This window comes from Mesorhizobium sp. M2A.F.Ca.ET.042.01.1.1, from assembly GCF_003997405.1.
In the GTDB taxonomy this organism is placed as follows: Bacteria; Pseudomonadota; Alphaproteobacteria; order Rhizobiales; family Rhizobiaceae; genus Mesorhizobium.
The window spans coordinates 1-12615 of sequence record NZ_RZRX01000196.1 but is presented as its reverse complement, the minus strand read 5'-3'; the positions used below and the strand labels follow the sequence as shown (position 1 = coordinate 12615).

The following is a 12615-nucleotide window of genomic DNA, read 5'->3' as shown; positions in this document are numbered from 1 at the left end:
GCCCTGGTAACGGTCGCGGCCGGTCGAGGTCTGGTCGGTGCCGCCGACCATGGCGATGCGCTTGTGGCCGAGCGAGATCAGATGATTGGTGGCAAGTGCGGTGCCATAGGCATCGTCGCCGCGGAACACCGGCACGTCGGCGCCGGCGACGCTGCGCGCGATCAGCACCGCCGGCAGGCCGTTTTCCTCGGCCATGATGATGTCCTCGGCCGGCGTGCCGATGGCCGGCGACATGATGACGCCGTCGGCGCCGAGCTGCAGCAGCGTGTCGATGAAGGTGCGCTGCTTTTCGAGCTGGTCGTAGTGATTGGACAGGATGAAGGTCTGGCGGCTGCGGTCGAGCTCGCTTTCGATCGAACGCAGGATCTCGGCGAAGAACGGGTTCATGATGTCGTGCACGACGACGCCGACGATGCCGGAGCGCGAGGTGCGCAGCGAGGCGGCGCGGCGGTTGTAGATATAGCCGATGGCGCGCGCGTGTTCCTTGATGCGCTCCCGCGTGGCGCCAGCCACCAGCGGGCTGTCGCGCAGCGCCAGCGATACCGTTGCCGTGGAGACGCCGAGCGCATCCGCGATCGTCGAAAGCTTGATCTTCTGTGCCAGTGCCCTTCGCTCCCCAGGGTCTTCGGATCTACGTCTTTAAATTTTTTAAAACGGCCTTATGCCACCGGACTCGGAGCAAATCAAAGTTTTTTCGCCAGCGCCTCGGCTTCGGTGTCGAGCGAGGCAGAATTGCGCACGCGCAGCCGATGCTCGCGATGGATGATGTAGAGGCCGCTGGCAACGATGATGGCAGCACCCAATAAGGTCCAGCGGTCCGGGAACTGGTGGAAGATCAGCCAGCCCGAGATGATCATCCACACCATCTGCGAATAAGGGAAAGGCGCCAGTTGCGTCGTGGTCGCCAGGCGATAGGCCCGGACCAGCAGATAGTGGCCGCCGGCGCCGAAGACACCCAACATCAGGACGACGAACCATTGAAAGCCGCCATGCGGCAGCGCGGGCGCAAAGGCAAGCATCGGAGCCAGCAGCACCGAAGGCGCCAGCGCCGAGAACAATATCAAGCTCTCGGATGTTTCGGTCGCAGACATGCGCCGCGTCATGATGACATAGAAGCTGTTCGACAGCATCGAGCCCAGCGCGAAGAGATGGCCGATGCCGAACACGCCCACGCCGGGCCGGGTGATGATCAGGACACCGACAAAGCCGGTGAGGATCGCCAGCCAGCGCCGCCAGCCGGCCCATTCGCCGAGCAGCGGGCCGGCAAGGGCGGTGATGACCATCGGGCCGAAGAAATAGATCGACGTCGTCTCGGCCAGCTGCAGCGTCTTCAGCGCCAGGATGTTGAACATGGTCGAGCCGAAAAGCATGCAGCCGCGCAATACATGCGCAGGCAGGTTATTGGCGCGAAAGCGCGCCGGCTCGCGCCAGCCGCGCAGGAAGACGCCGACGAGCAAGACATGGACGGTGAAGCGGGCCCAGGCGACGATCAGCGCCGAGACGCCGGCCAGCACCAGATATTTGCTGGAGGTGTCGAGAAAGGTGAAGCAGACATAGACGCAAAGCATCAAAAGCATCGCCGCGGGCGGCGTTGCGCTGTCGTCGTTGTTTTTGGGAATGCTCAAGGTCGTGCCGAAGGGAGGATAGACGTCCCCTTCTGCGGCAATCGCCGCTGGCCGGCAAGCCAAAAGCGACTGGCCCAACAAGCACTTTGGACAGGCTTAGAGCGCACCGTCCGTTGGCGATTGGCCTGACCGCGCTCGCCGTCGTCATCCACGGGCGGAGCAAGGAGCGAAGCGACGCGGCGCAGACCCGAGGATCCATGCCGTTACATTGACGCTCCGCCAGCTGTGCAGAATTCTGCACCGCTGCACCATTCGATCTACGTCACGGCATGGATCCCTGGGTCTTCGCTCCGCTGCGCGTCGCTACGCCCAAGGATGACGAAGCTGGGAGGCCTGTGGCAAATTTGGAACGCTCGCCTTGTTCCTTAGGGCGACCCGCCAGCATGGGTACAGCAAAGACTCAGGCATGCATGCGGGCGCCCTTGGTGATCTTGTCGACCAGCTTCTTCTCGCCGCGCAGGGCGATGCCGACGACCTTGGCATCGTCCGGGGCGAATTCGGCGAAGACGGCGCGGTTGGCGACGTCGTGGCCGGTCGAAAACATCTCCTCGACATAGGCGGATGTCGTCACGCCGCGCTCCAATGACCGGCGGTGGATCGTGCCCAGCGTCGCCGCATCGGCCGAAAGGACGATGACCGGCTGGATCGACATCGGGTTATAAAGGTTGCCGGCGCGGTCGCGATAAGGCTCGCCGATGATCTCGGGAAACTGCGCGGCGATGCCGCTGGTCAGAAAGGCGGTGACGTTGAGTTTCTGCCAGACCGGCAGATCCTCTCTGAGAACAATTGCAATTTTCGTATCGAACACCAAGATTGAGACTCCGGGATGGCCCGTGACGGGCGGAACAGGGCGATGACGCAGGCTCTAGGCGCGGAAGCGAAGCAAGGTCTTGAACGTTCGTGCGCGGACGCGGCCAATGGCGATCGCATTGTTTCGGCGCCGGGCGGGTTGGGCCTCGAACGCATCGAGGCGCGTTTTCACGGCGACGCCTTCGAGCCGCACCGGCACGACACCTATGCCATCGGCGTGACATTGCACGGCGTGCAGCGCTTTCATTATCGTGGCGCGCTGCAACATAGCCTGCCCGGCCAGGCGATCGTGCTGCATCCGGACGAATTGCATGACGGCGGCGCCGGCACGGAAGACGGTCTGCGCTACCGGATCCTCTATCTGGAGCCGTCTCTGCTGCTCGACAGCCTTGACGGCGAGGCGCTGCCTTTCGTGCGCAACGCCGTGGTCGACGATCCTCACTTGCGGGACACGCTTTTGTCGGCGCTAACGCCGCTGGACGAAGAGCTCGATGACCTGTTCGTGGCGGATTTCGTCGCGCAGCTGGCGCGACAGCTGAGACGCCACGCCGGAAAGCCGGCAAAATCAACAGGCAAGACCGCGTGGCGCGCGGCGGCACTTGCCCGAGACTATCTTGCGGAGAATGCCGAGCGTGCGGTGCGTTCCGACGAGTTGGAGGCCGTTACCGGCCTCGACCGCTATGCGCTGTCACGCCATTTTCGCGCCACCTATTCGACCAGCCCGCATCGCTTCCTATTGATGCGCCGGCTGCAAAGAGCGCGGCGCGTGATCGCCGAGGGAGAAGCGCTGGCGGAGATCGCCGCCGGCGCCGGCTTCAGTGACCAAAGCCATTTCAACCGGCATTTCAAGAAGGCGTTCGGCATGACGCCGGGGCGTTGGGCGGCGCTGGTGAAGGGATCGGGTGCGACGGCCTAGCCGCAAGGGCGACGATGCTGCGCATCGCGCTTATAGCACAACTCTAACGTGGGTGCGTGGAGCGACGACGCTGCGCGTCGCGCTTTCACGCCTCATCCATCTCCGCGTCGTCGTCGATCAGGACCAGATCTTCGTTCGACAAATTCGCCTCGATGCGGGCGAGCAGCTTGAACAGCGCCTTCTGGTCCTTCTTGTCGAGGCCCCTCAGCGCCTGTTTCTCGGTCTTCTTGACCGATTTTTCGATGGCGCGAATTGTTTCGCGGCCGGACTCGGTGAGAAAGATATGGGCTTGGCGGGCATCGGCGTTGGAGGCGCGCTTTTCGAGGAAACCCTGGGCCTGCAGCCGGTTGATGGTCTTGGTGATGGTCGGCGGCCGCACGCCGAGCTTGCCGGCGAGGTTGCCGGGGGTCTGGCCGTCCTCGCGGTCGAGCGCCAGCATGATCTGGTCCTGGCCGGCGTAAAAGCCATGCGCCAGAAGCCGCGCCGCCAGCGCCGTGCGCGCCAGCCTCGCCGCCGAATGCAGCCGGCTCATTGTCGCTGTCTTGTCCGCCTTGGCCATGGCCATTCCCTCTTCGGCCCAACCGGCGCGGCCAGCATAGAGGCTGTCCGACGATTGGCAAATGACGATCTCTAAGAAACCGGCTTGCGGAACGCTTTGCCGGCAAGCATTGCGGTGCCCGCGCAGGTGATGCCAGATGTTTATTTCAGTTAGATGACAAACGACTTTTGAGGAGCGGAGATTCACAGCGGCAACGGGGAACGGCCATTGGGAGCGCACGCGGCTCCCCGTTTGGTCGGCCTCGACCGCCACCAAATCCCTCCTCGCCGCCATCCCCGTAGGAGGGTCCGCCTGGCCCATCGGTTTGACGCGTGCAAAAGCGCGACGCCCATCCTATATGAGGCCGACAATCCAGATTTTTCGAGACCAAGACTTCGAGGCAAGCCATGAGCGATGCACAGACGCAAATCCCCGTAACCGTTCTCACCGGCTATCTCGGCGCGGGCAAGACGACGCTGCTCAACCGCATCCTGTCGGAGAACCACGGCAAGCGCTACGCCGTCATCGTCAACGAGTTCGGCGAGATCGGCATCGACAACGACCTGATCGTGGAATCCGACGAGGAAATCTACGAGATGAACAATGGCTGCGTGTGCTGCACCGTGCGCGGCGACCTGATCCGCGTCGTCGAGGGCCTGATGAAACGGCCCGGCCGCTTCGATGCCATCGTCGTCGAGACCACCGGCCTTGCCGACCCGGTGCCGGTGGCGCAGACCTTCTTCATGGATGACGACGTGCGCACCAAGACCAAGCTCGACGCGGTGGTGGCGCTGGTCGACGCCAAGCACCTGCCGCTGCGCTTGAAGGATTCCAAGGAAGCCGAGGACCAGATCGCCTTCGCCGACGTGGTGGTGCTGAACAAGACCGATCTCGTCACGCCGGAAGAGCTGGAAAAGGTCGAAGCAACGATCCGCGCCATCAACCCGGCGGCAAAGATCCATCGTACGCAGAGGTCCGGCGTGGCGCTCGACGAAGTGCTCGACCGCGGCGCCTTCGACCTGTCGCGCGCGCTGGAGAACGATCCGCACTTCCTCGAGGCGCATGACCACGATCACGACCATGAATGCGGCCCGGACTGCGACCACGACCACCATCATCATGACGGCCACGATCACCATCACCACCATGCTTCCGACATCCATGACGTGACGGTGAAGTCGGTGTCGCTGCGCGGCGGCGAGATGGACCCCAAGAAATTCTTCCCCTGGATCGAGAAGGTGACCCAGATGGAAGGGCCGAACATCCTGCGGCTGAAAGGCATCATCGCGCTCAAGGGCGACGAGGACCGCTATGTGCTGCAGGGCGTACACATGATCCTCGAGGGCGACCACCAGCGCGCCTGGAAGGACGGCGAAAAGCACGAGAGCCGGCTGGTCTTCATCGGCCGCGATCTCGACGCCGAGCGGCTCAGGAAGAGTTTTGAAGCCTGCCAGGCGGCTTGATTTTTCGCCGACCTCTCCTTCTCCCCTTGCGGGAGAAGGTGGATCGGCGCGCAGCGCCGAGACGGATGAGGGGTGTTCCAGCGGAGTGAGACGTCGGCTTTCCCTGGAGCACCCCTCATCCGACCTCGCTTCGCGAGGCCACCTTCTCCCACAGGGGGAGAAGGGAGAACCTCAACGCCGGCGCCCCCTCCTTATAGCGATTCCAAGCATGGGTTGAGACCTGCGGCTCGACCCCTTATGGGAATGGCAGCAATCTCGATTGGACCGCCCCTATGCCCACAGTCGCCCCGCTTGATCTTGAAGGCCATTGCGTCGCCGCCGTCTTCCTCAACGACGTGCCGCATTTTGCGCTGGCCGACGGCGCGATCCATCGGTTGGACAATGGGCAGAAGACGGTGCAGGCCAATGACGGCCTGCTTGCCGCCTTTCATGATGCGGCCAACGACCGGCTGATCACCGGCGGCGAGGACGGCAAGGTGTTTGCCGTGAAGGCCGGCGGCGAGGTGAGCGAACTCGCAAGCGCTGGAAAAAAATGGATCACCAGCGTCGCCGCGGGTCCGCAGGGCGCGATCGCCTATGCTTCCGGCAAGACCGCTTTCGTGCGTTTCGCCGACGGCAAGATCAAGGAATTCACCCACCCGCGCTCGGTGGAAGGACTAGCCTTCTCGCCCAAGGGCATGCGTTTTGCCGTCGCCCGTTACAACGGCGCGACGCTGCATTTTCCAGCGGCTGAGGGCAAGCCGGTGGAGCTCGAATGGGCCGGCGCCCATACCGGCATCACCTTTTCACCGGACGGCGCCTTCCTCATCACCACCATGCAGGAAAACGCGCTGCATGGCTGGAAGCTCGCCGACGGCAAGCACATGCGCATGTCAGGCTATCCCGGCAAGGTGAAGAGCCTGTCGTGGAGCGTCAAGGGCAAATGGCTGGCGAGCTCCGGCGCGCCGGCGGCGATCGTCTGGCCGTTTCAAGCCAAGGACGGGCCGATGGGCAAGGCGCCGCTGGAACTCGGCACGCGCGGCAACACGATGGTGACCTGCGTCGCCTGCCATCCGAGCCAGGACGTCGTGGCCATCGGCTACGAGGACGGCATGGTGATCGCGGCGCGCTTTGCCGACGCCAAGGAGGTGCTGCTGCGCCGCCCCGGCAAGGGCGCCATCACGTCGATGACGTGGGACAAGGAAGAGCGCCGCATCGTCTTCGGAAGTGCTACCGGCGATTGCGGCGTGATCGATATCACTGCGTAAGGGAGTAGGGAAAGACCGCGGTTGAACGCCTTGCCCTACTGCCCTACTGCCCGAGGGGAACTCATGCATTCAATCGACCGGACTTCCATCGGCGGCATCGACATCGCCCGCATCGCTGAGATGCGCGAGGCGGAGGCGGCCGCCTTCCGCAAGGCGCGGCCGAAATCCGAGGCGAAGCTCGGCAACGGCATCGCCGGCTTCCTTGGCGGCGTGCCGATGCACTGGATGACCGACTGGCCGACGCCGTTCCCGATCCTGGTCGACGGCGCCAAGGGCGCCACAATCACCGATATCGACGGCAACAGGCTCGACGATTTCTGCCTTGGCGACACCGGCTCGATGCTCGGCCATTCGCCGCCGGCGGTCGCCCGCGCGATTCGCCGGCAGGCGGCCCGGGGCCTGACCTATATGCTGCCCAGCGAGGACGCGCTGGCGATCGGCCCGCTCCTGCAGCAGCGCTTCGGCCTGCCCTACTGGCAGATCGCCACTACCGCCACCGACGCCAACCGTTTCGCGCTGCGCGTCGCCCGCGCCGTGACCGGGCGCGAGAAGATCCTGGTCTTCAACGGCTGCTATCACGGCTCGGTCGATGAGACGATGGTGCGGCTGATCGAAGGCAAGCCGGTGAACCGGCCGGGGTTGGCCGGCGAGTTCCGCGACCTGACGCGGGCGACCAAGATCGTCGAATTCAACGACGTCCCTGCCTTGGAGGCCGCGCTTGCTGACCGCGACGTCGCCTGCGTCATCACCGAGCCGGTGCTGACCAATTCCTGCATGGTGCTGCCGGATGCCGGCTTCCATGACGCGCTGCGGCGGCTGACCCGCGCGGCCGGCACGCTGCTTTTGATCGACGAGACGCACACGATCTCCACCGGCCCGGGCGGCTATACGCGCAAGTACGGGCTGGAGCCGGACCTGTTCGTGCTCGGCAAGCCGGTGGCCGGCGGCGTGCCGGCGAGCATCTGGGGGATGAGCGAGGAGGTCGCTACGCGCTACGGCGCCTATAACCGTACCAAGGAGCCCGGTTATTCCGGCATGGGCACGACGCTGTCGGCCAACCCGCTGCAATTCGCGGCGATGCGCGCGACGCTGGAAGAGGTCATGACGGAGGAGGCCTATGCGCATATGGACCGGCTGGCGCGCCGGCTCGATGCGGGGCTGACCGCCGTCATCCAGCGAAACAAGCTGCCCTGGCATGTCGCGCGGGTCGGCGCGCGCGTCGAATTCATCTGCGCGCCGGGACCGCTTTACAATGGCGGCGAGGCCGAGAAGGCGCATGCGCCGGAGCTCGAAGCCGCCATCCATGTCGCGCTGGTCAATCGCGGCGTGCTGATCGCCCCGTTCCACAACATGATGCTGATCTCGCCGGTGACAACTTCCGCGCAGGTGAGCCGGTTGATAGCCGCCTTCGCCGCGGTTGCGGCCCGGCTTACGGCGTGAGAAAAGCGGCCATGGACAATCCGAACGCCGTAACAACATCGCCTTCCGGCTCGACGCCCGCCGAGGCGAAGGCCTTTCTCGACGCGCATCCCGAGATCGAGGCGTTCGACATCGTGCTCACCGACGCCAACGGCATCGGCCGCGGCAAGATCGTGCGCCGGCATGAGCTGTTGGGCATTTTCGAGAATGGAAGGCACCTGCCGATCTCGATCCTCGGCCTCGACATCACCGGCGAGGATGTGCACGAGACCGGACTGGTGTGGGACACCGGCGACGGCGACCTCAGGGCATGGCCCATCCCGGGGACGCTGGTGCCGCTCTACGGCACCAGCCCGGCCCGCGGCCAGGTGCTGATGTCGATGTACCATCTCGACGGCCAACCGATGACCTCCGACCCGCGCCTGGTGCTGGCAAGGCAGGTCGAATTGCTCGCCGCGCGCGGCCTGCATCCGGCCGGCGCTTTCGAGCTGGAGTTTTTCCTGCTGTCCAACGAGCGCGACGCGGACGGCAAGGTGCAGCCTGCCCGCGCGGTGCTCGACGGCCGCCGTTCGGCGAAGACGGAAGTCTATTCCGTCGACCATCTGCATGGCATGGAGCCACTTTTTTCCGACATCTACGCCGCGGCCAAGGCGCAAGGCATTCCGGCCGAGACGGTCATTTCCGAATACGCGCCCGGCCAGTACGAGCTGACGCTCAACTACCGCAAGGATGTGATGCGAGCAGCCGACGATCTCGTCATGCTGAAGCGGCTTGTCAGGGCGCAGGCGCGGCGGCACGGCGTCACCGCCTGCTTCATGGCCAAGCCCATCGAGGCCTATGCGGGTTCGGGCATGCATTTCCACGTCTCGCTGCAGGACGATGCCGGCCGCAACGTCTTCACCGAGGCTACCGGCGAGAAATGGTCACCGAAGCTGCTCAATGCGCTTGGCGGCCTGATCCACACCATGGCGGAATCGATGCTGGTGTTTGCGCCGCACGCCAATTCATGGCGGCGCTTCGTTTCGCAATCCTATGCGCCGGTGGCGCCGACATGGGGCGTCAACAACCGCTCGGTGGCGCTGCGCGTGCCGGCGGGCGACGCCAGGAACCGCCGCATCGAGCACAGGCCGTCGGGCGTCGACGCCAACCCCTATTTGGTGGCGGCGACGGTGCTGGCCGGCATCGTCAAAGGGCTCGACGAAGGGCTGGATCCGGGGCCAGAGACCACCGGGAACGGTTACGAGCAGGCGAGCGAGAGATCGACCATGCCGGCCGACTGGCGCGCCGCGATCGAGGCGGCCAGGGGCTCCGATTTCCTGAAATCGGCTCTGGGCCCAGACCTGCACCGGACCTTCGTGGCGATCAAGCAGGCCGAATATCTGCGCGTCGCGCGAACGGTCAGCGAATTGGACTATCACCTTTATCTGCACGAGGTGTAGGCGGGCCGACACGCGCGGCGATCACGTTTTGCCGCGGACAATCAAAAGTTATAGCCAATTGCATTTCTGGAACATATCATGAACAAATGGCTGTGCTTTCCGTCCGCGACAAACTGGCGATCCTGTCCGACGCCGCCAAATACGACGCTTCCTGCGCGTCGTCCGGCTCGGCGAAGCGCGGCTCGCTGAGGTCAGGCGGCATCGGCTCGACGGAGGGTTCCGGCATCTGCCATTCCTACGCGCCGGACGGGCGCTGCATATCGCTCCTGAAAATCCTGCTCACCAACTTCTGCATCTATGACTGCAGCTATTGCATCAACCGCTCGTCCTCGAATGTGCGGCGAGCCCGCTTCAGCGTCGATGAGGTGGTGAAGCTCACCATGGATTTCTATCGCCGCAACTATATCGAGGGACTGTTCCTGTCGTCTGGCGTCATCCGCTCGCCCGACGAGACGATGGGCGAGATGGTCGAGGTGGCGCGCAGACTCAGGGTCGAGGAAAAGTTCGGCGGCTACATACACCTCAAGACCATCCCCGAAGCATCTGCCGAACTGATCGAGAAGGCAGGGCTTTATGCCGACCGTTTGTCGATCAATGTCGAGCTGCCGACGGACGAAGGCGTCAAGAAACTGGCGCCGGAGAAGAAACCGGAAACGATCCGGCTTTCGATGGCCAAGCTGCGCCGCAAGATCGAGGAGAAGGACGAGCCCACTTTGCAGAGCCGTAGGCGCGAGCGTTTCGCGCCGGGCGGCCAGTCGACGCAGATGATCGTCGGCGCCGACAAGACCTCCGACGACGGCATATTGCGCGCCAGCGCCCGGCTCTATGGCAGCTATCACCTGCGCCGCGTCTACTACTCCGCGTTCAGCCCGATCCCGGATTCCTCGTCATCGCTGCCGCTGCAGAAGCCGCCGCTGATGCGCGAGCACCGGCTCTACCAAGCGGACTGGCTGATGCGTTTCTACGGTTTCTCGCAGCCGGAAATCCTGGCCGGCAGCAATGACGGGATGCTCGACCTTGCCATCGATCCCAAGCTCGCCTGGGCGCTGCGCAATCGGGGCCGATTCCCGGTCGACGTCAACCGCGCCGAGCGAGAGGCGCTGCTGCGCGTTCCCGGGCTCGGCACCAAGGTCATCGACCGGATCATCGAGACACGCCGCCATCGCCGGCTGCGGCTCGAGGATATCGGCCGGCTCTGCCATTCGGTCGCCAAGGTGCGGCCCTTCATCGTCGCGGAAGGCTGGTCGCCGGGCGCGCTGACCGACAAGGCCGGCTTGCGCCAGGCGATCACCCGCTCCTGCGAGCAGCTTTCGCTGTTCTGAACATGGCCAAAACTCAACTCGACCTCGCATCACATCTCGTCCGGCTCGAAAGCCAGACCGATTTCGCCGGCTGGCGCGACGCGGCGCGGCGGCTGGCGACGAACGACATTCCGCCGGAAGATGTCGCGTGGCAGGTCGAGCCGGATCGCGAAGATGGCGCCAGCGAATTGCCGGCCGCGCAAGCCGATGCGCGACTGGTCGTACCGCGCGACTTCATCGAGCGCGCCGAGACGGTGATCTGCCATTGCGACCCCGAGCGCTTCGGCTTTCTCTACCGGCTGCTCTGGCGGTTGCGTTCGGAGCCGAAGCTGCTTTCGATCGCGACCGATCCCGACATCCGGCGGCTGGAGGCGATGGAGAAGGCCGTGCACCGCGACATCCACAAGATGCGCGCCTTCGTGCGTTTCCGGAAGATCGGCGAAGGCGCGGACGAGCGCTATGTCGCGTGGTTCGAGCCCGACCATTACATCGTCGAGCGCAATGCCGATTTCTTCGTGCGTCGTTTCACTGGCGTGCGCTGGACGATCCTGACCGCGCATGCCTCGGCCGACTGGGACGGCGAGAGGCTGGCGATGGGGCCGGGTGCGGCCAAGCGCGACACGCCGGCGGAAGACGATGCCGAGGCGTTGTGGCGGACCTATTTCGAGAACATCTTCAACCCGGCCCGCCTCAAGGTGAAGGCGATGCAGAAGGAGATGCCGAAGAAATATTGGCGGAACCTTCCCGAGGCCTCGCTCATTCCAGATTTGATAGCAGGAGCGGACAAAGCCGCGTCAGACATGATCGCCCGGATGCCAACCAGCCCAGCACCGCATCATGCCAAGGTGAAGGCCAAGCACTGGCCCACGCCCGAGCCGTCCGATGTGGCGGCGCCTGAGGCCGACGATATTCCGGAGCTGCGCGAGGACGCGAAAGGCTGCCGCCGCTGCCCGTTGTGGCGCGACGCGACGCAGACCGTCTTTGGCGAAGGGCCAGAAAATGCCGACGTGATCTTCGTCGGCGAGCAGCCCGGCGACCAGGAGGATCTGGCCGGCAAGCCGTTCGTCGGGCCGGCGGGCAAGGTTTTCGACAGCATCCTGGACGACGCCGCGATCGATCGCCGCAAGGTCTATGTGACCAATGCGGTGAAACACTTCAAATTCGAGCCGCGCGGCAAAAGGCGCATCCACTCGAAGCCCAATGCCGGTGAGATCCAGGCCTGCCGCTGGTGGCTGGACAAGGAGCTTGACCTGGTCAAGCCCAACCTCGTTGTGGCGCTCGGCGCGACGGCGGCGCAATCGCTGCTCGGCAAGGCGGTGCCGATCACCAAGATGCGCGGCGACGTGGTCGAGCGCGAGGACGGCTTGCGCGTGTTCCTCACCATCCACCCCTCCTTCATCCTGCGCATCCGGGAGCAGGAGGACAAAGAGGCCGAGCGGGAGCGGTTTTTGCAGGATATGCGGAAGGTCAAGCAGCTGATGGGCGCTTGATCGATTTAGGGGGAGTTCGCACGCGGATACTGTCGCACGGTCGGGGACCTTTGAGATTAGCCGAAACCTCCATCACTTCGTCATCCACGGGCGGAGCAAGGAGCGAAGCGACGCAGCGCAGACCCGAGGATCATGCCATGACTTGAACGCGCCGCAACGGTCCAGAATTCTGCTCCGCTGCACTTTTCGGCCAAGGTCACGGAATGGATTCTAGGGTCTGCACCGCGTCGCTTCGCTCCTTGCTCCGCCCTAGAATGATGGGTGGACGGCCCCTTGCGGCATCGAATGTGCCAAACTGGGCTGTGATCAACCCCAGAGGAGGAGACCGTCCGTCATGCAAGCTATCAGATTTGGAATCGATTTGGCC

The 12615-nt window shown here is 64.3% G+C and carries 11 protein-coding genes; 7 read left to right on the top strand and 4 right to left on the bottom strand.

From position 1 onward, the window contains the following. The 3 genes from EOA23_RS24805 to EOA23_RS24795 form a co-directional block, all read right to left on the bottom strand. On the bottom strand, positions 1-603 hold a 603-nt coding region (locus EOA23_RS24805), incomplete at its 3' end, for a LacI family DNA-binding transcriptional regulator (protein WP_145966475.1). Between the two features lie 80 nt (positions 604-683). Continuing rightward, complete coding sequence (locus tag EOA23_RS24800; RefSeq protein WP_189341694.1) at positions 684-1568, bottom strand: DMT family transporter; 885 nt, start codon at positions 1566-1568, stop codon at positions 684-686. A 457-nt stretch (positions 1569-2025) separates the two neighbouring features. Further along, positions 2026-2433 carry a DUF2000 family protein gene (locus EOA23_RS24795; protein ID WP_127306087.1) on the bottom strand — a complete coding sequence of 136 codons (408 nt, stop codon included), beginning with the start codon at positions 2431-2433 and terminating at the stop codon, positions 2026-2028. 45 nt (positions 2434-2478) lie between these two features. Here EOA23_RS24795 and EOA23_RS24790 point away from each other — a divergent pair, with 45 nt between their 5' ends. Continuing rightward, positions 2479-3351: an AraC family transcriptional regulator gene (locus EOA23_RS24790; protein WP_127306086.1), complete on the top strand. Its 873-nt coding sequence runs from the start codon at positions 2479-2481 to the stop codon at positions 3349-3351. An 85-nt stretch (positions 3352-3436) separates the two neighbouring features. On the opposite strand, the gene EOA23_RS24785 is transcribed toward EOA23_RS24790, so the two are convergent. After that, positions 3437-3910, bottom strand: a complete 474-nt coding sequence (locus EOA23_RS24785; RefSeq protein WP_042645190.1) for a MarR family transcriptional regulator — start codon at positions 3908-3910, stop codon at positions 3437-3439. A 386-nt stretch (positions 3911-4296) separates the two neighbouring features. On the opposite strand from EOA23_RS24785, the gene EOA23_RS24780 reads away from it, so the two are divergent. From EOA23_RS24780 to EOA23_RS24755, 6 genes are all read left to right on the top strand, one after another. After that, entirely contained in the window at positions 4297-5352 is a 1056-nt protein-coding gene (locus EOA23_RS24780) for a GTP-binding protein (RefSeq protein ID WP_126063129.1), read from the top strand. Positions 5353-5624: 272 nt separating this feature from the next. Further along, entirely contained in the window at positions 5625-6599 is a 975-nt protein-coding gene (locus EOA23_RS24775; protein ID WP_127306085.1) for a WD40 repeat domain-containing protein, read from the top strand. A 63-nt stretch (positions 6600-6662) separates the two neighbouring features. Next, positions 6663-8039 (top strand): aspartate aminotransferase family protein, encoded by a 1377-nt coding sequence (locus EOA23_RS24770; protein ID WP_127306084.1) that lies wholly within the window; start codon positions 6663-6665, stop codon positions 8037-8039. A gap of 11 nt (positions 8040-8050) precedes the next feature. Next, complete coding sequence (locus tag EOA23_RS24765) at positions 8051-9457, top strand: glutamine synthetase family protein (RefSeq protein WP_126063132.1); 1407 nt, start codon at positions 8051-8053, stop codon at positions 9455-9457. 86 nt (positions 9458-9543) lie between these two features. After that, positions 9544-10779 (top strand): putative DNA modification/repair radical SAM protein, encoded by a 1236-nt coding sequence (locus EOA23_RS24760; protein ID WP_127306083.1) that lies wholly within the window; start codon positions 9544-9546, stop codon positions 10777-10779. 2 nt (positions 10780-10781) lie between these two features. Beyond that, positions 10782-12248, top strand: a complete 1467-nt coding sequence (locus EOA23_RS24755) for a UdgX family uracil-DNA binding protein (RefSeq protein ID WP_127306082.1) — start codon at positions 10782-10784, stop codon at positions 12246-12248. Positions 12249-12615 lie beyond the last annotated feature (367 nt).

Bases quoted from the DNA above. Each gene is read 5' to 3' on its own strand.
- EOA23_RS24800 (WP_189341694.1), bottom strand. From the start codon at position 1,568: ATGCTTTGCGTCTATGTCTGCTTCACCTTTCTCGACACCTCCAGCAAA.
- EOA23_RS24790 (WP_127306086.1), top strand. From the start codon at position 2,479: ATGACGCAGGCTCTAGGCGCGGAAGCGAAGCAAGGTCTTGAACGTTCG.
- EOA23_RS24785 (WP_042645190.1), bottom strand. From the start codon at position 3,910: ATGGCCAAGGCGGACAAGACAGCGACAATGAGCCGGCTGCATTCGGCG.
- EOA23_RS24780 (WP_126063129.1), top strand. From the start codon at position 4,297: ATGAGCGATGCACAGACGCAAATCCCCGTAACCGTTCTCACCGGCTAT.
- EOA23_RS24775 (WP_127306085.1), top strand. From the start codon at position 5,625: ATGCCCACAGTCGCCCCGCTTGATCTTGAAGGCCATTGCGTCGCCGCC.
- EOA23_RS24770 (WP_127306084.1), top strand. From the start codon at position 6,663: ATGCATTCAATCGACCGGACTTCCATCGGCGGCATCGACATCGCCCGC.
- EOA23_RS24765 (WP_126063132.1), top strand. From the start codon at position 8,051: ATGGACAATCCGAACGCCGTAACAACATCGCCTTCCGGCTCGACGCCC.
- EOA23_RS24760 (WP_127306083.1), top strand. From the start codon at position 9,544: ATGGCTGTGCTTTCCGTCCGCGACAAACTGGCGATCCTGTCCGACGCC.
- EOA23_RS24755 (WP_127306082.1), top strand. From the start codon at position 10,782: ATGGCCAAAACTCAACTCGACCTCGCATCACATCTCGTCCGGCTCGAA.